The 20,422-nt window shown below is 42.4% G+C and carries 18 protein-coding genes and 1 riboswitch; of the genes, 8 read left to right on the plus strand and 10 right to left on the minus strand.

Going from position 1 to position 20,422, the window contains the following annotated elements; translation table 11 throughout:
• Both AB204_RS16885 and AB204_RS16890 read left to right on the plus strand, forming a co-directional pair.
• Positions 1-984, plus strand: a 984-nt coding sequence (locus AB204_RS16885; RefSeq protein ID WP_047964545.1) for a hypothetical protein, incomplete at its 5' end; no start/stop codon positions are given.
• A 163-nt stretch (positions 985-1,147) separates the two neighbouring features.
• Positions 1,148-2,086 (plus strand): hypothetical protein, encoded by a 939-nt coding sequence (locus AB204_RS16890; RefSeq protein ID WP_047964546.1) that lies wholly within the window; start codon positions 1,148-1,150, stop codon positions 2,084-2,086.
• 598 nt (positions 2,087-2,684) lie between these two features.
• Here AB204_RS16890 and dusC read toward each other — a convergent pair.
• The gene (gene dusC / locus AB204_RS16895) at positions 2,685-3,617 is read right to left on the minus strand and encodes a tRNA dihydrouridine(16) synthase DusC (protein WP_047964547.1); all 933 of its coding nucleotides are present in this window, start codon (positions 3,615-3,617) and stop codon (positions 2,685-2,687) included.
• Positions 3,618-3,620: 3 nt separating this feature from the next.
• Positions 3,621-5,024, minus strand: coding sequence for an ATP-dependent RNA helicase RhlE (gene rhlE, locus AB204_RS16900; RefSeq protein ID WP_047964548.1), 1,404 nt, complete (start codon positions 5,022-5,024; stop codon positions 3,621-3,623).
• A gap of 369 nt (positions 5,025-5,393) precedes the next feature.
• Between rhlE and cecR the strand changes: the two genes are divergently transcribed.
• The 5 genes from cecR to AB204_RS16925 all read left to right on the plus strand — a co-directional run bounded on the left by cecR (position 5,394) and on the right by AB204_RS16925 (position 11,225).
• Positions 5,394-6,071: a transcriptional regulator gene (cecR, locus tag AB204_RS16905; protein ID WP_047964549.1), complete on the plus strand. Its 678-nt coding sequence runs from the start codon at positions 5,394-5,396 to the stop codon at positions 6,069-6,071.
• Between the two features lie 123 nt (positions 6,072-6,194).
• Entirely contained in the window at positions 6,195-7,199 is a 1,005-nt protein-coding gene (gene hlyD, locus AB204_RS16910) for a secretion protein HlyD (protein WP_047964550.1), read from the plus strand.
• Between the two features lie 13 nt (positions 7,200-7,212).
• Entirely contained in the window at positions 7,213-8,949 is a 1,737-nt protein-coding gene (locus tag AB204_RS16915) for an ATP-binding cassette domain-containing protein (protein ID WP_047964551.1), read from the plus strand.
• Entirely contained in the window at positions 8,946-10,106 is a 1,161-nt protein-coding gene (locus AB204_RS16920) for an ABC transporter permease (protein ID WP_047964552.1), read from the plus strand. The genes AB204_RS16915 and AB204_RS16920 overlap by 4 nt, the downstream gene beginning before the upstream one ends.
• Positions 10,107-10,118: 12 nt before the next feature.
• Positions 10,119-11,225 carry an ABC transporter permease gene (locus tag AB204_RS16925; RefSeq protein WP_047964553.1) on the plus strand — a complete coding sequence of 369 codons (1,107 nt, stop codon included), beginning with the start codon at positions 10,119-10,121 and terminating at the stop codon, positions 11,223-11,225.
• Between the two features lie 241 nt (positions 11,226-11,466).
• Here the strand turns inward: AB204_RS16925 and AB204_RS16930 are convergent, their stop codons facing one another.
• The 7 genes from AB204_RS16930 to moaA all read right to left on the minus strand — a co-directional run bounded on the left by AB204_RS16930 (position 11,467) and on the right by moaA (position 16,409).
• Positions 11,467-12,105: a LysE family translocator gene (locus tag AB204_RS16930; protein WP_047964554.1), complete on the minus strand. Its 639-nt coding sequence runs from the start codon at positions 12,103-12,105 to the stop codon at positions 11,467-11,469.
• A gap of 229 nt (positions 12,106-12,334) precedes the next feature.
• Positions 12,335-12,967 carry a serine-tRNA(Ala) deacylase AlaX gene (locus AB204_RS16935; RefSeq protein WP_047964555.1) on the minus strand — a complete coding sequence of 211 codons (633 nt, stop codon included), beginning with the start codon at positions 12,965-12,967 and terminating at the stop codon, positions 12,335-12,337.
• 315 nt (positions 12,968-13,282) lie between these two features.
• Positions 13,283-13,993, minus strand: a complete 711-nt coding sequence (locus tag AB204_RS16940) for a Bax inhibitor-1/YccA family protein (protein WP_047964556.1) — start codon at positions 13,991-13,993, stop codon at positions 13,283-13,285.
• A gap of 221 nt (positions 13,994-14,214) precedes the next feature.
• Positions 14,215-14,670: a molybdopterin synthase catalytic subunit MoaE gene (gene moaE / locus AB204_RS16945; RefSeq protein WP_047964557.1), complete on the minus strand. Its 456-nt coding sequence runs from the start codon at positions 14,668-14,670 to the stop codon at positions 14,215-14,217.
• A 2-nt stretch (positions 14,671-14,672) separates the two neighbouring features.
• Positions 14,673-14,918, minus strand: coding sequence for a molybdopterin synthase sulfur carrier subunit (gene moaD, locus AB204_RS16950; protein WP_047964558.1), 246 nt, complete (start codon positions 14,916-14,918; stop codon positions 14,673-14,675).
• On the minus strand, positions 14,915-15,394 hold the full coding sequence (gene moaC, locus AB204_RS16955; protein ID WP_047964559.1) for a cyclic pyranopterin monophosphate synthase MoaC: 480 nt from the start codon (positions 15,392-15,394) through the stop codon (positions 14,915-14,917). Before moaC ends, moaD begins: the two co-directional genes overlap by 4 nt.
• 34 nt (positions 15,395-15,428) lie before the next feature.
• A complete protein-coding gene (gene moaA / locus AB204_RS16960; RefSeq protein ID WP_047964560.1) occupies positions 15,429-16,409 on the minus strand; it encodes a GTP 3',8-cyclase MoaA in 981 nt (326 codons plus the stop codon).
• Positions 16,399-16,555: riboswitch (molybdenum cofactor riboswitch) on the minus strand. (Overlaps the previous gene by 11 nt.)
• Before the next feature lie 281 nt (positions 16,556-16,836).
• Between moaA and yvcK the strand changes: the two genes are divergently transcribed.
• Positions 16,837-17,745: a uridine diphosphate-N-acetylglucosamine-binding protein YvcK gene (gene yvcK, locus AB204_RS16965; protein WP_047964561.1), complete on the plus strand. Its 909-nt coding sequence runs from the start codon at positions 16,837-16,839 to the stop codon at positions 17,743-17,745.
• A 100-nt stretch (positions 17,746-17,845) separates the two neighbouring features.
• On the opposite strand, the gene uvrB is transcribed toward yvcK, so the two are convergent.
• Positions 17,846-19,873 (minus strand): excinuclease ABC subunit UvrB, encoded by a 2,028-nt coding sequence (gene uvrB / locus AB204_RS16970; RefSeq protein WP_047964562.1) that lies wholly within the window; start codon positions 19,871-19,873, stop codon positions 17,846-17,848.
• Between the last annotated feature and the right edge of the window lie 549 nt (positions 19,874-20,422).

A 20,422-nucleotide genomic window follows, 5' to 3' on the forward strand; every position in this document is an offset into this window, starting at 1 on the left:
GTTACTTTATTATTTATATCAAATTGTTATATGGGGTTATTTTGTATGACTAAAGATAACGAAATTAAATTAACACAGTTGTCAACTGCTTGCGACCCTTTCTTGGATGAAGATATTGGGATGCTGGATAAAGAACAAATAAAAACAGAGGGCTTTATTAACTTAATTGATGATAAAAAATGTGAAATACGATATGGCAGGAGTAATTATCGTGAAAATATTTTGCTTGCTTCGTTAGCCGGGTTTTTATTAGGTTTTTTCTTTTTTATTGATGATTACATTACATCATGGAAAGCTAATGAAGAATTTAATTTAATAATTGTTAGTAATATTAAAGATAAATATGGTGAGGATTTTTATCTAAACCCTAAATTGCCAGATGATTTTAAAATTTATGAGTATATTGCGAATGCAGAGAGCATCTCTTTTCCTCAATATTTTCATATGCGTTATACGGATAGTGGTTTTTATAGTAAATCGAGTGTTCGAAAAGATTTGTTACTAGATGGTGGCTTTTTTCTATTTTCTATTACAATGATTTTAATTCATTTATGGGTGTTGTCTTTAATTCTAAAAATATCCCCTCTTGTTATTGATCGGGAAAAGCAACTATTTTATACATGGCATAGGGGAAGAATGTATGTTGCGCGTTACTCACAAATCGATGTTGTTCATCTCTACGATGTTTTGTATTTAAGAGTGTATGGATTTGACAAAAATAACAAACTGATGATTTATGCTTTTGAACCCCGTATTCCTAACCTGATAGATGATATAATAAGCAAAAAGTATTTATTGGCATTTGTTGCAAAATATCTGATACAAGGAAAAGAATCCGTCAGTTCAGTGGATTTTAAACGTCAATCAACAATATTTCCTTTCCGTAAAAATTCAAAACCAACGGATTGGGAGCAACAGATTTCAGCAATTTTAGCTGAATTAGATAGACTTGGTCCACCAAAAGGAGCTACTGATCCGAGATAATAGTTGTAAAAAATATTAATATAGTGAGTTATATTTTTATTTCAGAAAAAATAGCACCGAAGAATATTACAATTATCTCGGTGCTAATTTTAAAGTTTCAGAAATCATATTATAAATAGTTACTTTATTATTTATATCAAATTGTTATATGGGGTTATTTTGTATGACTAAAGATAACGAAATTAAATTAACACGGTTGTCAACTGCTTGCGTTCCTTTCCTGGATGAAGATATTGGGATGCTGGATAAAGAGAAAATAAAAACAGAGGGTTTTATTGAGTTAATAGATGATAAAAAATGTGAAATACGATATGGCAGGAGTAATTATCGTGAAAAGATTTTACTTGCTTCTTTAGCCGGTTTCTTATTAGGGTTTTGTTTTTTTATTAATGATGTTATGAATACATGGAAAGCGAATGAGGAAAGTTATTTGGAAACTGTTATTCGCACCAAGAAAAAGTATGGAGATGAATTTCATTTAAATCCAAAGTTACCAGATTTTCTTGAACCATATAAGTATATTGCTGATGCAAAGAGTATCTCTTTTTCTCAATACTTTCATATTCGTTATATGGACAATGGTTTTTATAAAAAATCTAGAGTTCGAAAAAATTTATTATTAGATGGTGGATTTCTCCTATTTTCTATTACAATGATTTTAATTCATTTATGGGTGTTGTCTTTAATTCGAAAACTATCCCCTCTTGTTATTGATCGGGAAAAGCAACTATTTTATACATGGCATAGGGGAAGAATGTATGTTGCGCGTTACTCACAAGTCGATGTTGTCCATCTCTATGATGTTCTGTATTTAAGAGTTTATGGATTTGACAAAAATAACAAACTGATGATCTATGCTTTTGAACCCCGAATTCCTAACCTAATAGATGATATAATAAGCAAAAAGTATTTATTAGCTTTTGTTGCAAAATATTTTATACAAGGAAAAGAATCCGTCAGTTCAGTGGATTTTAAACGCCAACCATCAATATTTTCTTTCCGTAAAAACTCAAAACCAACGGATTGGGAGCAACAGATTTCAGCGACTTTAGCTGAATTGGATAGGCTTGGTCCACCGAAACGAGCTACTGACCCTAAATGATAGTTGGAAAATATTAATATAGTTAGTTATATTTTTATTTCAGAAAAAATAGCATCAAGAATATTAAAACTATCTCGGTGCTATCTTTAAGAGTTAAAAAATTATATTTTAAGCGGTTATTTTATTATTATTTATATTAAATTGTTATACGGGGTTATTTTGTATGGCTAAGGATAATTAAATTAGCACGAATGTCAACTATTTGTGCCCCTCTTTTGAAGGAAGATATTGGAATATTTTTCAACGTCAAAGAACGTTATTTGCATCGCTATTTGTTTTGCGTCAAGAACCCAAACCAACGGATTGAGAATCTCAAATCGACGATATTTTGATTAAATTAGATAAAATTATACCACCAGATACATTGCAAGATGAGGAAATATCTAAGGACAGTGTTTGATGAAAAAATGGATTTGAGTACCCAAAGTTTATAATTTATCAGCAGAGCGTTTATTGATGCTCTGGTGAAATTAATTCACCTGATTATAGGTATCTATTGTATTTTGTTGCAAAATATCTGATACAAGGAAAAGAATCTGTCAGTTCTGTGGATTTTTCAACCATTAATATTTCCTTTGCGTAAAAACCCCCTTTTCTTTTATTTGAACAAGATAACACTGGCGATCTCGGTAGATGTTTTTAATGCCCTGACCTGCATAAATAACAGATCTGCTTCCTCATATTCTTTGCGCAAATACCCCAGCCATTGCTTGATACGGGCAACATGATACAACCCCGTATCTCCCTGCTTTTCCAAATAAGTGTAGTTTTGCAGTAACTTGAGCACATCGCACCACGGCATTCTTGGCTCGTTATATTTGATGACCCGACTCAAGTTTGGCATATGCAGTGCGCCACGCCCTATCATCACGGCGTCACATCCTGTGATTTTGATACATTCCTGAGCACTCTGCCAATCCCAGATTTCACCATTGGCAATCACAGGAATGGAGAGACGACGACGAATCTCGCCAATCGCCTCCCAGTTAATGCGTTCTGCTTTATAACCATCTTCCTTGGTTCGCCCATGCACGACTAATTCTGTTGCTCCTGCCTGCTGTACGGCATCGGCAATCTCAAACTGACGTGCATCAGAATCCCACCCCAAACGCACCTTTACCGTCACTGGTAAATGTGCGGGTACGGCTTCGCGCATGGCTTTGGCACCGCTGTAGATAAATTCGGGATCTTTCAGTAATGTCGCACCGCCTCCGCTGCCATTTACCGCTTTGGAAGGGCAGCCACAGTTTAGGTCAACTCCCCAAGATCCCAATTCAACTGCTCTGGCTGCGTTTTCTGCCAACCATTCTGGATACTGTCCCAAAAGTTGAATCCTGACTGGGGTTCCCGATGGTGTACGACTCTGATGATGCAACTCAGGGCACAACCGGTAAAAAGATCTTACCGGTAGTAAGCTGTCAACCACTCGCAGGAATTCTGTGATGCAAAGGTCGTAATCGTTGACTTCACTCAACAGTTCCCTCACCAGAGAATCCAAAACACCTTCCATCGGAGCCAGCAAAACGCGCATCAATTACTGTCCAGATACCGGGGAACGCGATGCTTTTGTGGTTCGCTGACGCCGCTGACCTGATGGGGTTCCTTGGCTGCGTGGGCGTTCACCATTTTGGGTAGCCTGATGTTTTGAGGATTGATCTTGCTTGCCATTTCTACGTTGGCTACGAGGCTGTTCGCTATGTGAATGATTGTCGCGGAAGCCATTACCCCGGGTATTATTTCTACGGGGACTATTATCACGGCTGTTACGCCCATTTTGGATTGGCTCAGCCTTGATAGAAGGATCTGGCTCATAGCCCGAAATAGCAATGCGTGGAATTTCCCGCTTCAATAGCCGTTCAATATCTTTCAGAAGCTTATGCTCATCAACACATACCAGCGATATTGCTTGACCGGTTGCATCCGCACGACCAGTACGACCAATTCGGTGAACATAATCTTCTGCAACGTTTGGCAATTCATAATTGACCACATATGGCAATTGGTCGATATCCAAGCCACGGGCGGCAATATCTGTTGCAACTAATGCGCGAATTTGCCCTGTTTTGAAATCAGCCAGTGCGCGGGTTCTCGCCCCCTGGCTCTTGTTGCCGTGGATCGCGGCAGCCGTCACACCATCGTTATTCAGTTGCTCCGCCAGTCGATTTGCACCATGTTTGGTTCGAGTGAATACCAAAACCTGCTGCCAGTTCTGGCTACCTATCATGTAAGAAAGCAATTCGCCTTTGCGTTTTTTATCTACAAAATGGATTGATTGATCAATCTGTTCAGATGCAGAGTTACGACGCGCGACTTCTACACTCACCGGATTATGCAGCAACTTATTGGCAAGGCCCTTTATTTCGTCAGAAAAAGTCGCGGAAAAGAGTAAGTTTTGGCGTTTTGCTGGCAGTTTATTCAATACACGTCGGATATCATGGATAAAGCCCATATCCAACATACGGTCAGCTTCATCCAAAATCAGGATTTCAACGTGGGAGAGATCAACGGCATTTTGGTGTTCCAGATCCAGCAAACGCCCTGGTGTTGCCACCAGAATATCCACCCCGCCACGCAGTTTCATCATCTGCGGATTAATACTGACTCCACCAAACACCACGAATGAGCGTAATTTGAGAAACTTACTATAATTACGTACATTTTCGCCAACCTGCGCCGCCAATTCCCGTGTCGGTGTCAGAATCAGTGCTCTGATCGGACGACGGCCTTTTGTCTGAATCGGGGATTCACTCAAAAGTTGCAGAATAGGTAAGGTAAACCCTGCTGTTTTCCCAGTTCCGGTCTGGGCACTGGCCAGCAGATCTTTACCAGATAACACAACAGGAATGGCCTGTTGCTGAATAGGGGTAGGTTCCGCGTAGCCTTGTTCTTCAACGGCACGCAAAATATCAGCCTTCAAGCCGAGTGACTCAAAATTCATAAATAAGAAATGCTCCAGACTTCACCATTCCTGATATTAATTCAGGGGCAGTTTTATGGGAAGAAAACAGACGCGATAAAACGCAAAGAGAAATTACACAAACTGCAATGCACCATAAGCGCGGCATTATAACAGATATATGATTCCAAACAGCCCTGAAAAGCTAATAATTGGCACTAAATCTATTTGAAAGCGACCACTTACAAGAATTGACCAAAAATATGAAAATTATTTTTTATAGGTGTCTATTAAAAAGACAATTTGTGTCAACTTTACATCGACTTACTTTAGTTTTAAAGTTAATCATACGATTGATATAGTTACGACACTCTCGGCAATTTTTTTCTTTATAACAGGATATCTTTTAACATGGCAGCGAAGACGGCTCAGACATCACGAGGCGAACAAGCCAAACAGCAACTTCTTGAAGCAGCAATAGAAATTTTTGGTAAATCAGGTCTGGATGGTGCTACGACCCGCAACATTGCCCAACACGCGCAACAAAATATCGCCGCCATTGCCTACTATTTTGGTTCTAAAGAAGGACTATACCTCGCTGTCGTGCAACATATTGCTGATAAACTAAAATCGGAATTTTCCCCATTAATTGAATCGATTGACTATTTTTTTGCCGAAACGCCGAAACCCTATTCACAAGAACAAATCCTGGCATTTATTCATCAAGGCATAGTTAGCTACAACCGTCTGATTTTCGAGAAAAGCAGTATCAATATCAGCCGCATCATGTCACATGAACAACTGACGCCAACAGAAGCATACAGTGTCATGCATGAACAAGGGCTGGCCCCGATTTATTCCCGTATCAATAAGTTAATCGCCAATTATATCGGCGCAGACGAACGTGAGATTTCAACCCAAATCCATACTCACGCCTTATTAGGGGAGATTCTTTCTTTCCGTCTGGCACGGGAAGCCTTATTGCGCCAAACAGGATGGGATAATATTGGCACTAAGGAATATGAATTAATTAATCAAGTTTTGTCTCAACACATCAACTTATTGCTTGAAGGGTTACGAAAAAAATAAGGCAACAAGAAATACAGCAACGAATAGTTATAGACTCAAAAATGTGCATACCCGATAAATTTCAAATGATATCGTAATTATTTGAAAAATAAGGGTATAAATTGAAAAGGCATAAGGGATAGTATGAACAGTAAAAAGTTTGCTCTTGCCCTATTGGCGCTCATTGTTGTTATCGGTGCTATTGTTGGTATCTATTATTATCAAGAACAAAATGGCAGGGAACTGACCCTGTATGGCAATGTCGATGTCAGATCGGTTAATCTTGGTTTTAGGGTTGCAGGTAAACTGGCCGAACTACAAGTGGATGAAGGCGATGCCATTACTGCGGGACAGACACTCGGCCATCTTGATGATGCTCCCTTTATTAATGCCTTGAATCAGTCCAAAGCCGCCCGGGATGTCGCCAAGGCAAATCTTGCCAAAGCAGAAGCGGGTTACCGTACTGAAGAAATCTCCCAAGTGCGTGCAGAGGTGGCTCAGAAAGAATCTGCATTCCGCTTTGCCGATAGTTTCCTGAAACGTCAACAAGGATTGTGGCAAAGTAAAACTATTTCAGCTAATGACTTGGAAAATGCCAAAACCGGACAAAAACAGGCATTGGCCGCTTATCAGGCAGCAAAAGATAAATTGCGCCAATTTGAAACCGGTTATCGCATAGAAGAAATTGCCGCCGCCAAAGCCCAACTTAGCCAAGCAGAAGCGGCGGTTGCACAAGCTGAACTCAATCTGAAAGATACCCGACTCACTTCACCATCAGCAGGTGTTATTCTGACCAGAGCCATTGAGCCGGGTACAATGCTGGCGGCCGGAAATACGGTTTTTGCTCTATCACTCACCAAACCTGTCTGGATCAGGGCGTATATTGATGAACCTAATCTGAATCAGGCTACCGCAGGGCGGGAAATTCTGATTTATACCGATGGACGGAAAAATCAGCCCTATCACGGCAAAATCGGCTTCGTTTCTCCAACCGCTGAATTTACTCCCAAGAATGTCGAAACTCCCGATTTAAGAACGGATTTAGTTTATCGTCTGCGGGTTATTGTTCTTGATCCTGATGAAGGACTGAAACAAGGAATGCCTGTTACCCTGCGTTTTGCTGGTACAAATTCTACTGAAGCCAACTAAGTAAGGCGATGACATGAGCAGTTCAGCTTATACGATCAAACTGAACGGCGTGGAGAAAACTTTTCCAGGATTGGACGCTCCTGCTGTCTCCCATCTACAGGCAGAAATTCAGGGCGGATCAGTCACAGGGCTTGTCGGCCCTGATGGCGCGGGAAAAACCACGTTGATACGCATGCTGGCCGGATTATTGAAGCCTGATAGCGGCAATATTGAAATCATGGGGCTTGATCCCATCAAAGATAGTGTCCAAGTCCGTTCTGAACTCGGCTATATGCCGCAAAAATTCGGCCTGTATGAAGATTTAACCGTCATGGAAAATCTCACTTTATATGCCGACTTACGTGGTGTACTTGGCGAGGAACGCAAAGCTACATTTCAAAAATTACTCACCTTTACGGATTTAACCCGTTTTACTGAACGTCTGGCGGGAAAATTATCCGGCGGCATGAAACAAAAACTGGGGCTTGCCTGTACTTTATTGGGTAGTCCGAAAGTTCTGTTACTTGATGAACCGGGCGTAGGCGTTGATCCCATCGCCCGCCGTGAATTATGGCAGATGGTACATGAACTCGCTTCCGAAGGTATGCTTATCCTATGGAGTACCTCTTATTTGGATGAAGCCGAGTTATGTCGTGATGTTTTGCTAATGAACCGGGGTGAGTTGCTCTATCGCGGTCAGCCACAAAATTTGACTCAGAATATTGCCGGACGATCTTTCTTACTTGATGTTAAGCAGGGGGACCGACGCAAAACGCTCCAACATGCCCTCATCCTACCCCAAGTGACTGATGGCGTGATTCAAGGAAGATATGTTCGTTTAATCTTAAAAGAAGAAGCAGATAAAAACGCCTTACTCCAACAAATGGGGCTATCCGAAGCCAATATTCTTGAGGCCGAACCGCGTTTCGAAGATGCTTTTATCGATTTACTGGGTGGCGGCCCATCCCACCGTTCCGAATTGGCTGAAATAATGCCTCAGATTCCGCCCAATCCAACAGAAACCGTGATAGAAGCCTGTAACCTGACTAAGAAATTTGGGGATTTTGCCGCCACTGATGATGTGGATTTTCAGGTGAAACGCGGGGAAATTTTTGGCCTGTTAGGGCCAAATGGTGCCGGAAAATCCACAACCTTTAAAATGATGTGCGGGTTGATGATCCCCACTTCCGGTAAGGCGCTGGTTCTGAATATGGATTTAAAAACCAGTTCAGGCAAAGCGCGCCAACGTCTTGGTTATATGGCTCAGAAATTCTCGCTCTATGGCAACCTGACAGTTGAGCAGAATCTTAAATTTTTCTCCGGTGTTTACGGGCTGAAAGGCCGGCATCAGAAAGAAAAAATGTCAGATATGATCCATGCATTCAATCTTGGGCCAATCTTGCAACAAAAAACCGATAGTCTTCCGCTCGGTTTTAAACAACGCCTTGCCCTTTCCTGCGCATTGATGCACGAACCTGACATTCTGTTTCTGGATGAACCTACTTCCGGTGTCGATCCGCTGACCCGCCGCGAATTTTGGCTCCATATCAACGGCATGGTCGATAAAGGGGTTACCGTGATGGTAACAACCCACTTTATGGAGGAAGCAGAATACTGTGACCGCATCGGGTTGGTATTTCGGGGAAAATTGATTGCAGCCGGAACCCCTGACGAGCTGAAACAATTGGTCGCCACGGATGAGCAGCCTAACCCTTCAATGGAAGATACGTTTATCGATCTCGTGGTGAATTACGATAAGGAGCCACAATGAGCCGTTCTGAACATGCAGCATCCCAGAAAGCCGTCAATTTCTCATGGCGTCGATTGAAAGCCCTCTGCATCAAGGAAACTAAACAGATTATCCGTGATCCCAGTAGTGCGTTGATTGCAGTAGTGATCCCGCTGATGCTGTTATTTATTTTTGGCTATGGCATAAACCTTGATTCCAGCAAACTTCGCCTCGGTATTCTGATGGAGCAGCAAAGCGAAGATGCCCGTGAATTAGTTCACGCATTTACGGGATCACCTTATATTGATGCCACCATCAGCGATAATCGCCACTTCTTAATCAAGAAAATGCAGGAGAACCAAATCCGGGGCATCATCGTCATTCCGGTAAATTTTGATGCCCTGCTTGCCCGCGCGGGCAGTCATGCGCCTATTCAGGTCATTACTGATGGCAGTGAACCCAATACCGCCAACTTTGTTCAGGGTTATACCAAAGGTATCTGGCAAATCTGGCTCCAACAACGGGGCCAGAATCGAGGTGTCTCAACCACGCCATTGATTGATACACAAATCCGCTATTGGTTCAATTCGGCGGCTATTAGCCGACACTTCCTCATTCCCGGCGCAGTTTCCATTATCATGACCGTAGTCGGTGCCATCCTCACTTCACTCGTGGTTGCCCGTGAATGGGAACGCGGAACTATGGAAGCGTTACTTTCAACCCAAGTCACCCGAACCGAATTATTGCTCGCCAAATTATTGCCCTACCAAATTTTGGGCTCTTTTGTCATGGTGCTTTGCATGATATTCACGGTTTTTGTACTGGACGTTCCTTATCGTGGCTCACTCTGGATATTGGCGTTAGTTTCCAGCCTCTATCTTGCCACTGCCTTGGGCATGGGGCTATTGATCTCAACTCTGACACGAAACCAGTTCAATGCAGCGATGATTTCCCTTAACGCCGCTTTTTTGCCTGCCATTATGTTGTCTGGCTTTGTTTTCGAAATAGACAGTATGCCGGTGCTTATTCAGGCTTCGACTTATATCGTCCCCGCACGCTATTTTGTCAGTGGCCTACAAACACTCTTTCTGGCGGGTAACATCGGTACTGTATTAATCACAAACCTGCTCCTGCTGATTGCCAGCTCCATCGTTTTTATTGGCTTGACTGCGTGGAAAACTCGTCGGCATCTGGATTAAAAAGGAAAGAGCATGTTTCATCGCTTGTATACGCTAATCATGAAAGAGTTGCAGTCTCTTCTGAGAGAGCCGCAAACACGGAATATTTTGATTTTGCCCGTAATTCTGCAAATGATTTTATTTCCATGGGCAGCAACGCTGGAAGTCAAAAATGCCACTATTGCTATTTATAACGAAGATAAGGGACAAGCTTCGATTGAATTAACTCAACGGCTGGCAAAATCGAAAGCATTTCCTGATGTTATTTTGCTGACTAGTTCGCAAGAAATCCGTCCTACACTGGATAACCGCAAGGCGCTGTTGTTAGTGCGTTTTCCACAGAACTTCAGTGCCAACATTGCCAGTCATAATCCGACATCAATTCAAGTTTTGCTGGATGGGCGTAATTCAAATAGTGCCCAGATTGCCGCCAACTATATTCAGCAAATTGTGATGGATTACCAAAAACAGTTATTGGGAAATGCCCCTGGTTTCAATAACAGTGAACTAATCATCCGTAACTGGTACAACGCCAATTTGGATTATAAGTGGTTTGTCGTGCCATCACTGGTTGCCATGATTATCACGATTGGCGTTCTGATCGTCACGGCTTTGTCTGTCGCACGTGAACGGGAACAGGGAACGCTGGATCAATTGCTGGTTTCTCCATTGGCGACATGGCAAATTTTCCTTGGCAAAGCTATTCCGGCACTGGTCGTCGCTACTATGCAGGCAACCATTGTGTTGCTGATTGGGATTCTGTGTTATCAAATCCCCTTCGCAGGTTCATTGTTGCTATTTTATGGCTGCATGTTGATTTATGGATTATCTCTGGTTGGTTTCGGGTTGCTGATTTCTGCGGTTTGCTCCACCCAGCAACAGGCATTTATCGGCGTGTTTGTATTTATGATGCCTGCGATTTTACTTTCCGGGTACATTTCTCCGGTCGAGAATATGCCTGTCTGGTTACAAGATATAACATGGATTAACCCAATTCGGCATTTTACTGATATTACCAAACAGATTTATTTGAAAGGGGCAGATTTATCTGTCATTTGGCCGAATTTATGGCCTTTATTGGTTATTACTGCAACGACTGGTGGAATCGCTTATCGGCTGTTTCGAAGTAAGATTGCTTGATGAAAACGCAAAGAGGAAAGAGAACGACATATTAATAAGCCGCCTCTCTTTCCCAGCTTCTTATTTTCTCAAGTCTCTTTGAATTATTCAGAATAACATATTGATTTAAACACGATGTTCATGACCTGATTTCCCTACCTTGAAGAGCGGGACTTTACAGTACATCGTATGAATTTAATCAATGATAATGTGCGGAAGGCCAGAATCCAGTATTGTAGACTCACCACTAATCAATGAAAACTTATACAGATATAAACAATAGCCTGATAGCAAATCCGATCAAGATTAATCCCATAACTCGTTCGAACCAATAGCCCTTTTGTATAAATTTTTGTCTAATCATAAAATTGGAAAAAACTATACTGACCAATACAAACCATAAAGCATTAACCACACACATCCATACTCCATAAATGATTTGTACCGATATCGGCGTATTACTACTTACCACCGTTGTAAAGACAGCCAAAAAGAACAGAGTGGCCTTGGGATTAGTCGCGTTTGTCATGAATCCCATCAGAAATGCTTTCCATCTACTTTGCAGAACCTGCCCGCCTCCCTCAGCTTCTAAAGCAGTAGGATCGGCAGGTTTACTCCTAATAAAATTGATACCAATCCAGATGATGTAAATTCCTCCTACTAATTTTGCCAGCTCCATCAACCACGGAGTGGTATGCATCAGTGCACTAATACCTACCAATGTATAAATAACATGAACCGATATGCCAGCTCCTATACCTACTGCCGTACATATTCCTGCCCAACGACCAAACCGTACACTCTGCCGTATAGTAACCGCAAAATCTGGGCCTGGTGCCACTACCGCTAAAAAATGAATCACTGCTAATCCTAAAAATTCACTCCAATAGTGATGTAACATATCAACTCCAAAATGACAGCGGATTCGCTGAACCGCGATAACCAATAAAGCATGACAAATTTAAACGCAAATCGTCTGAACCAGCACTCACAGGGTGCATACATCCGGAATTAAAGAGCAGCAGCTCACCGATTTCTGGCTGAATCTCCAGTGTTGACTTGCCAAGCAAAGAAAGCTCAATACCATAATTATCAGAAAAATATTGTTATCCACCTAATACCGGAAACGATCAGGCAATATCGTAATAAACCGTTAAGTTACCTTTCTTGATCTGCACTGTTTGTATATTAATACCCTTCAGTTGCCCCAGAGATGCCACGTGAGTTCCCCCACAAGGATAAGGCGTAAAATGACCAAAACTGACTTCCCGAAACCCATCATCCCGTAGAGTGATATTGCACGATAAATCCTGCATAACGTAATATTCACAACTTATTTGGATGTCCTCTACCGACATATTTTTAGCACCTGCTTCTGGTTTGAAGACCACTTTACTCTCACCCGGCCAATGATGAGCTTTAATTGGACGCCACATTGCAAGCTCACCAACATGGCCAATAAGATGCCCAGCAGAATGTAAGCGGGAATGTAATTGACGACGATCACCATCAATGCGGGCAAAAACGTTTCCCAATGGCACAGGTTTTGTAGTCAGATGGATGATCTCACCATTTTCTTCTGAGACATGAACGACTTCTACATCATTGAGCCAACCAATATCACTAGGCTGGCCACCTCCCTGAGGATGAAATATCGTAGATTTCAACCGAATAGAATAACGTTCATCTTCGCGGGGTATACAATCAATGACTTCAATATCAGCAACCAGAGTCTGACTGGACAAATAAATACGCTCTGTCATATATCATCCTATGTTATTACCAGTAATCTAGATTTATTTTTCCATATGAAAGGTTAAAACCATCAAAAAGAAAATGTCAAAATGGCATGTGGTTGATAAACAGTTATCCATTTTAAAAATAGCAGTTTTACCATTATAATCAGATAGTTAGTTATTAATTAATAGATCAGAAAAATTATTTAAAAATAGAATTTAGTGAATATATAGATTTTACTTTCCCCTCTCCTCAATAACATATGTCATTTCCATATCTTTAATATAAAAAGACCCTGCCAAAGCAGGGTTTTTTATTAAAGATAAATTGGATATCAGCAATTACCGACGATCACCCAAAATACGCAGCAACATCAAGAACAGGTTAATGAAGTCCAGATACAGAGTCAGTGCGCCAGTGATAGAATATTTGCGCATATTCTCTTTATCATTAACATCGATTTGTTCACCCATTTCTTTCAGTTTCTGGGTATCATATGCGGTCAGACCTGCAAAAATAACAACACCGATATAAGTGATTGCCCACATCAGTGCCGGGCTTTTCAGCCAGATGTTTAGCAAAGAAGCCAGAATGATACCAATCAGCCCCATAAACAGGAAGCTACCCAGGCCGCTCAAGCTACGCTTGGTGGTATAACCGTAAACACTCAACGCACCAAACATACCCGCTGAAACCACGAATGTGCTGGCAATAGAGCTGCTGGTATAAACCACAAATATACTGGAGAGCGTGAGCCCCGTCAGCATGGAGTACAGCATAAACAATCCTGTCGCCAACGCTCCACTCATTTTATGTACCAAACCAGACAGCACAAACACCAATGCAAGCTGTGCAATGATCAAGCCATAGAAAACAATGGAGTTACTGAAGATGGCATATAAAATTTCAGGTGTATTTGCTACATACCATGCGACAAATGCAGTTAACAGCAGGCCACAAGTCATCCAACCATAGACTTGTGCCATGTAAGTTTGTATACCAGAACCAGTTTTCTGGACAATCGAACCATTAGAACGTTGATATCGGTCCATGACGATTACCTTTTCATGACAATGTTTAGGGATTAAGAATGTTTAAAAATAAACAATCTATTCAAAACTTATACATTAGCATAGAACATTAATAAAACCATCTGCCAATTAATGGCAATTTCAGTGACATATTATTTATCTACCCAGTTTTCAAGATAACTCACAGAATAAGCTACCAACCACTGTTTCAATTCGTTGTTAAGAGTGATTTTTGTCAAGGATTATGCCCAGCGATTTGCTGCATCTTCATCACTCTTTCTTGTTTCTACCCAACGCTCGCCCTTGGTAAGAGACTCTTTTTTCCAGAAAGGTGCCTTGGTTTTCAGATAGTCCATGATGAATTCAGCCGCAGTAAAGGCCATGCTACGGTGAGAGCTGGTAACACCAACAAATACAATTTCATCTCCCGGGTACAACTCACCAACGCGATGAATAATACTGATACGTTGCAGTGACCAACGTTGACGAGCTTCATCAGCAATAGTCCGTAACATCTTTTCTGTCATACCCGGATAATGTTCCAGTGTCAGTGCCTTCACATTATCACCCAGATTATGGTTGCGAACTTTTCCCGTAAAAGTCACAACGGCACCATCTTCATCACACTGTGAGAGCCATTGGTATTCATCACCAACATTAAATATCTCTCGTTGGACACTGATGCGGAGGTTTTCCATTCTCAGCCTCCCGTGACAGGTGGAAAGAAAGCCACTTCATCGCCATCATTCAAAGGATGTTCAGCATGGACAAATGATTGATTGACGGCAGCCAGCAGTTTACCTTCCTCCAATGCCAACGCCCATCTTTCGCCTTTTTCAATCAGTGCATGACGAAGATGCGCTACAGTGGGATAGTCATTCGGCAATTCAAGTGAGTCTGTTCCCACCAACTCACGGACTTGAGCGAAAAAGTGTACCTTTATCATGCTTCCACCCTAAAATTTCCTGATTTACCACCGCTTTTTTCCAGCAAACGCACCGGTCCGATAACCATATCTTTTTGCACCGCTTTGCACATGTCATAAATCGTCAAGGCAGCCACTGATGCCGCTGTCAGTGCTTCCATCTCCACGCCTGTTTTCCCGGTCAAACGGCAACAAGATTCGATCCTGACACGATTGTGCTCAGTTTGTGCTTCCAATTGGACTTCCACTTTACTCAGCAACAGTGGATGGCAAAGCGGGATTAATTCCCAGGTTCTTTTTGCAGCCTGAATACCTGCAATACGGGCTGTGGCAAACACGTCTCCTTTATGATGATCACCGGCAACAATCATGGCCAATGTTTCAGACCGCATTTCAACGAATGCTTCTGCGCGCGCCTCACGCACTGTTTCCGATTTGGCGGAAATATCCACCATATGAGCTTCACCCGCAGTATTGATATGGGTTAGTTGGGACATTCTTTACTCCTGAAAAATGGATCTTGCAGTTAAATTAACCACCAATAAAAGAGAGGTTGGGAGTGATGCCACTGTCCCCCTGATGCAGAAAGTGAGTCTCGCGCTTATGACGCAAGCCACCCTGAATCCGCAGTTTCAGAGCATCAAGTGATGCATCATCAGACAATAAATCACGCAGCGGAATGCCTTGCTCTCCAAATAAACACAAGTGAAGATTACCAATTGCAGACACCCTCAACCGGTTACAACTTAGGCAAAAATCTTTTTCATAGGGCATGATAAGGCCAATTTCACCCTGATAATCGGGATGGTGAAAAACTTGAGCCGGCCCGTCACTGCGCTCTCGTTGTTGTTGTTGCCAGCCTTGTTGCAGTAGTTGGCTGCGAATAACGTCGCCAGAAAGGTGATGGCGATGGAAAATGTCACTACCTTCCCCCGTCTCCATCAATTCAATAAAGCGCAACTGGATCGGACGATGTTTAATCCAGTCTAAAAAAGCAGGCAGATTGATATCATTGACATTCTTCATTAACACTGCGTTGACTTTCACTGTGTTAAACCCTGTTTCAAAAGCTGCATCAATGCCACGCATCACCTGAAAAACTTTATCCTGACCAGTAATGGCATGAAATTGACGAGGATCAAGGCTGTCAACGCTAACGTTAATCGCTGTCAACCCTGCCTCTTTCCATTGGGATACGTCCCGCTCCATTCGGTAACCATTGGTTGTGACAGCAATTTTTTTGATTTGCGGGTTTTCATGAACCGTTGCGATAATATCGCAAAAATCACGCCGCATCGTTGGCTCTCCCCCGGTCAGGCGGACTTTTTCTGTACCAAGTTCAGCGAATGCGCGGCTGACGCGACGAATTTCCGGTAGGGAAAGAAATGATTTATGACCATGAGGCCGATATCCATCAGGCAAGCAATATGTGCAACGGAAATTACACACATCCGTAATAGATAATCTCAGATAATAAAATTTGCGCGAGAATACATCTATGAGTTGTTCCACAATAACACCTTCCAAGTACGGGAGATGCGGGCATTTCTACCTTGCATCCTGGTGACTCAGGAGTCACGGCCAGAGCATCATATCAATGTGATATCCATTTGATAGAACAACGACTTAGACACAGAGGCTAGGAGTTAATATCAGTTAAAAATTTATGTGAAAAATTATGTAAATAACAATGTGTTCGTTGAGGATTCTAACGCTTAAGATAATAAAAAGCTAATCTACACCACGATATATACCTTACTATACAACGAGTTAGATAAAACCCATAACATCAAGTTCCTATTGTATTTCTACAGGTTACCCAAAAATATCAGGCAAGCAATCGCACAAAATCACAGCAATTGCTGAAAGCATTATATTTTATGATAAATTATACAAGATTTATTAAAGCCCTCTACGTTTAGCCAGTAACAGGAACTCTATGCGAAATCGCACATTAGCTGATTTGGATCGCGTTGTCGCCCTTGGTGGCGGCCATGGACTTGGACGCGTTATGTCTTCTCTTTCTTCTCTCGGAAGCCGCCTGACCGGCATTGTCACCACAACCGATAATGGAGGGTCAACCGGCAGAATACGACGCTCAGAAGGGGGAATAGCATGGGGAGATATGCGCAATTGCCTCAATCAGTTAATCACGGAGCCGACCATTGCTTCCGCTATGTTTGAGTATCGCTTCAGCGGCAATGGTGAACTGGCCGGCCATAATCTGGGTAATTTGATGCTAAAGGCGCTGGATCATTTAAGTGTCCGCCCTCTTGAGGCGATTAACCTGATCCGCAGTCTACTGAAAGTCAATGCTCATCTGATCCCTATGTCTGAACAATCGGTTGATTTAATGGCAATAGATGATCAAGGCAATACCGTATATGGCGAAGTGAATATCGATCAACTCAATTGTGTGCCGCAAGAGCTTTTACTCTATCCCCGGGTTAACGCGACTAAAGAAGCGCTGGATGCCATTGAACAAGCAGATTTGATTTTGATTGGCCCCGGTAGTTTCTTAACCAGCCTAATGCCGTTGCTATTATTGGATGACTTAACCCAATCCCTGCGCCGCAGTAACGCAAACATGATCTATATCGGTAATTTGGGGAGAGAACTCAGCCATGCAGCGGCCGAATTATCGTTAAAAGATAAACTTGAAATCATGGAAAACAGAATCGGCCGCAAAATGATTAATGCGCTTATTGTCGGCCCTCGCACTGATATCAGCCCCTTCAGCGACCGAACTGTAACGCAGCAAGTTTTGGAAGCGCAGGATATTCCCTACCGCCATGATCGCGAGTTATTACGACAAGCAATCGAGCACACCTTGCAAAAATTGGGTTAACAGGCAGATGGAGAGCGATATTATTCACTCTCCATAACGTGTTATTTCACCGTCGTTGCCGCCTATTCAGGTGCTACAAATATTTCGCTAAACATTATGCTCAGGAATTAGCAATAAATTGCGCCCTCAATGTCTGTACCTGATCACGAATATTGGCCGCCTGTTCAAATTCCAGATCCCGCGCATGTTGATACATTTTATCTTCCAGTTCGCGGATTTTGCTTTCCAACTCTTTCGCCGAAAATTTATGGTAATCATCCGCGCCCAAAGCAACTTTGCCTTTTCCTTTGGTTTTTCCTTTACCATGAGCTGGCTGACCAATTTTCAGAATGTCACCGATTTTTTTGTTCAACCCTTTCGGCACGATACCGTGTTCTTCATTAAATGCCTGTTGTTTGGCACGACGGCGTTCTGTTTCCTCAATCGCTTTCGCCATAGAGTCTGTGATTTTATCACCGTATAAAATCGCCTTACCATACAGGTTACGTGCTGCACGACCAATAGTCTGGATCAGGGATCGTTCTGAACGCAGGAAGCCCTCTTTATCAGCATCTAAAATCGCCACAAGAGAAACTTCCGGCATATCCAAACCTTCCCTAAGCAAGTTAATACCAACCAAGACATCAAATTCACCTAAGCGAAGATCACGGATAATCTCCACACGTTCGACCGTATCAATGTCGGAATGGAGATAACGGACTCGTTCACCATGCTCTTCTAAATATTCAGTTAAATCTTCCGCCATTCGCTTGGTGAGGGTGGTGACCAGCACTCGCTCATTTTTCGCTGCCCGGATACGGATTTCAGACAGTAAGTCATCCACTTGAGTCGATACAGGGCGAACTTCAATTTCAGGATCAATCAGCCCGGTCGGGCGTACAACCTGTTCAACCACTTCGTTGCCCGATTTTTCCAATTCATAACGACCAGGGGTTGCTGAAACATAAATGGTCTGTGGGGCCAGCGCTTCAAATTCTTCAAACCGTAATGGACGGTTATCCAGCGCTGATGGCAATCGAAAACCATATTCCACCAGTGTTTCCTTGCGGGAACGATCCCCGCGGTACATACCGCCAATCTGTGGAATAGTCACGTGGGATTCATCCACCACCAGCAAACCATCAGCCGGAAGGTAGTCGAACAACGTTGGAGGGGGTTCACCTGCGGAACGACCAGACAGATAACGGGAGTAGTTTTCAATGCCGGAGCAGTACCCCAGCTCATTCATCATTTCGAGATCAAATTGTGTTCGCTGAGTGATACGTTGCTCTTCCAATAACTTACCTGATTCCAGCAACATTTTACGCCGTTGATCCAACTCAACCTTGATTTCTTCCATTGCCTGAAGGATACGTTCACGCGGTGTCACATAGTGTGTTTTAGGATAGATAGTATAGCGCGGCACATGGTACTGAACCTGACCTGTCAGCGGATCAAACAGGGAAAGGCGTTCGACTTCCTCATCGAACAATTCAACACGTAATGCATGTTCGTCCGATTCTGCGGGGAAAATATCAATCACCTCACCACGTACACGGAATGTCCCACGCTGGAACGCCTGATCATTGCGGGTATATTGCAACTCTGCCAAACGACGTAAAATCGCTCGCTGGTCAATTAACATGCCATCAGTTAAGTGAAGCATCATTTTCAAATAACTATCAGGATCACCCAAACCATAAATTGCGGAGACGGAAGCCACCACAACGACATCACGACGTTCCAGTAAGGCTTTTGTTGCCGATAGACGCATCTGCTCGATATGTTCATTCACCGACGCATCTTTTTCGATAAAGGTATCAGAGCTTGGCACATAAGCTTCTGGCTGATAGTAATCATAATAAGAAACAAAATATTCCACTGCATTCTCAGGGAAAAATTCTTTCATTTCGCTATAAAGCTGCGCTGCCAGTGTCTTATTGGGTGCGAGGATCATGGTTGGCCGATTCAAGTTTGCGATAACATTGGCTACCGTGAACGTTTTCCCTGAGCCTGTTACCCCCAGAAGTGTCTGATGGGCTAAACCATCTTCCAGCCCTTCCTGTAATTGGTTGATAGCCGAAGGCTGATCACCTCCAGGTTGGAAATCAGAATATAACTTGAATACCTTGCTTGTTTCTTTGCTCATTTTTCCCCCGCAATCATGTACACAAGCCCCCATGCCTATCTGTACACAAACAAAACGCCTTTATAATACTGGATAAAAAACCAGCTTCAAGTAAGTTAGCAAAATAATGTTGTTTTTATTTTAAGGGGAAAGCTAAAGAGTTGCAGTAGCGAGAAACCATAATTTACCGCAAAGTGATATTAACCTTTGTTTAACATTAGTGGTGACATTTTTATCCCCAGATAATGATCTTGCTTTTTTATATTTTTGTATTAGCTATTGAAATGATAAAGCACCGAATGGCAAAGGAAGGTAAAAATGGATTGATTTTATTTAATGAGTTGATATTTATCACAAAAAAAATCAAGGAGAGAATAACAGCAAATCTTGCGCAAGCCGCGTATTATCTTGCGTCGGCATACTTGTCTAAAACTAATACACAGGGTTATCCACAGGAATAGTGGATAACTCAGCAAACCCTATTGGGCATGGGAGGTTGCGGAGTTATCCTTGTTTATAAAATTCTCCAATAATGGAAAATTTTTATTCTATTTTAAAACTGAGTTGCAC

Origin of the sequence: Xenorhabdus khoisanae, assembly GCF_001037465.1 — a bacterium.
In the GTDB taxonomy this organism is placed as follows: domain Bacteria; phylum Pseudomonadota; class Gammaproteobacteria; order Enterobacterales; family Enterobacteriaceae; genus Xenorhabdus; species Xenorhabdus khoisanae.

What these genes read in the sequence shown, in the direction of transcription:
- AB204_RS16890 (WP_047964546.1), top strand. Translation starts at nt 1,148, where the DNA reads ATGACTAAAGATAACGAAATTAAATTAACACGGTTGTCAACTGCTTGC.
- dusC (WP_047964547.1), bottom strand. Translation starts at nt 3,617, where the DNA reads ATGCGCGTTTTGCTGGCTCCGATGGAAGGTGTTTTGGATTCTCTGGTG.
- rhlE (WP_047964548.1), bottom strand. Translation starts at nt 5,024, where the DNA reads ATGAATTTTGAGTCACTCGGCTTGAAGGCTGATATTTTGCGTGCCGTT.
- cecR (WP_047964549.1), top strand. Translation starts at nt 5,394, where the DNA reads ATGGCAGCGAAGACGGCTCAGACATCACGAGGCGAACAAGCCAAACAG.
- hlyD (WP_047964550.1), top strand. Translation starts at nt 6,195, where the DNA reads ATGAACAGTAAAAAGTTTGCTCTTGCCCTATTGGCGCTCATTGTTGTT.
- AB204_RS16915 (WP_047964551.1), top strand. Translation starts at nt 7,213, where the DNA reads ATGAGCAGTTCAGCTTATACGATCAAACTGAACGGCGTGGAGAAAACT.
- AB204_RS16920 (WP_047964552.1), top strand. Translation starts at nt 8,946, where the DNA reads ATGAGCCGTTCTGAACATGCAGCATCCCAGAAAGCCGTCAATTTCTCA.
- AB204_RS16925 (WP_047964553.1), top strand. Translation starts at nt 10,119, where the DNA reads ATGTTTCATCGCTTGTATACGCTAATCATGAAAGAGTTGCAGTCTCTT.
- AB204_RS16930 (WP_047964554.1), bottom strand. Translation starts at nt 12,105, where the DNA reads ATGTTACATCACTATTGGAGTGAATTTTTAGGATTAGCAGTGATTCAT.
- AB204_RS16935 (WP_047964555.1), bottom strand. Translation starts at nt 12,967, where the DNA reads ATGACAGAGCGTATTTATTTGTCCAGTCAGACTCTGGTTGCTGATATT.
- AB204_RS16940 (WP_047964556.1), bottom strand. Translation starts at nt 13,993, where the DNA reads ATGGACCGATATCAACGTTCTAATGGTTCGATTGTCCAGAAAACTGGT.
- moaE (WP_047964557.1), bottom strand. Translation starts at nt 14,670, where the DNA reads ATGGAAAACCTCCGCATCAGTGTCCAACGAGAGATATTTAATGTTGGT.
- moaD (WP_047964558.1), bottom strand. Translation starts at nt 14,918, where the DNA reads ATGATAAAGGTACACTTTTTCGCTCAAGTCCGTGAGTTGGTGGGAACA.
- moaC (WP_047964559.1), bottom strand. Translation starts at nt 15,394, where the DNA reads ATGTCCCAACTAACCCATATCAATACTGCGGGTGAAGCTCATATGGTG.
- yvcK (WP_047964561.1), top strand. Translation starts at nt 16,837, where the DNA reads ATGCGAAATCGCACATTAGCTGATTTGGATCGCGTTGTCGCCCTTGGT.
- uvrB (WP_047964562.1), bottom strand. Translation starts at nt 19,873, where the DNA reads ATGAGCAAAGAAACAAGCAAGGTATTCAAGTTATATTCTGATTTCCAA.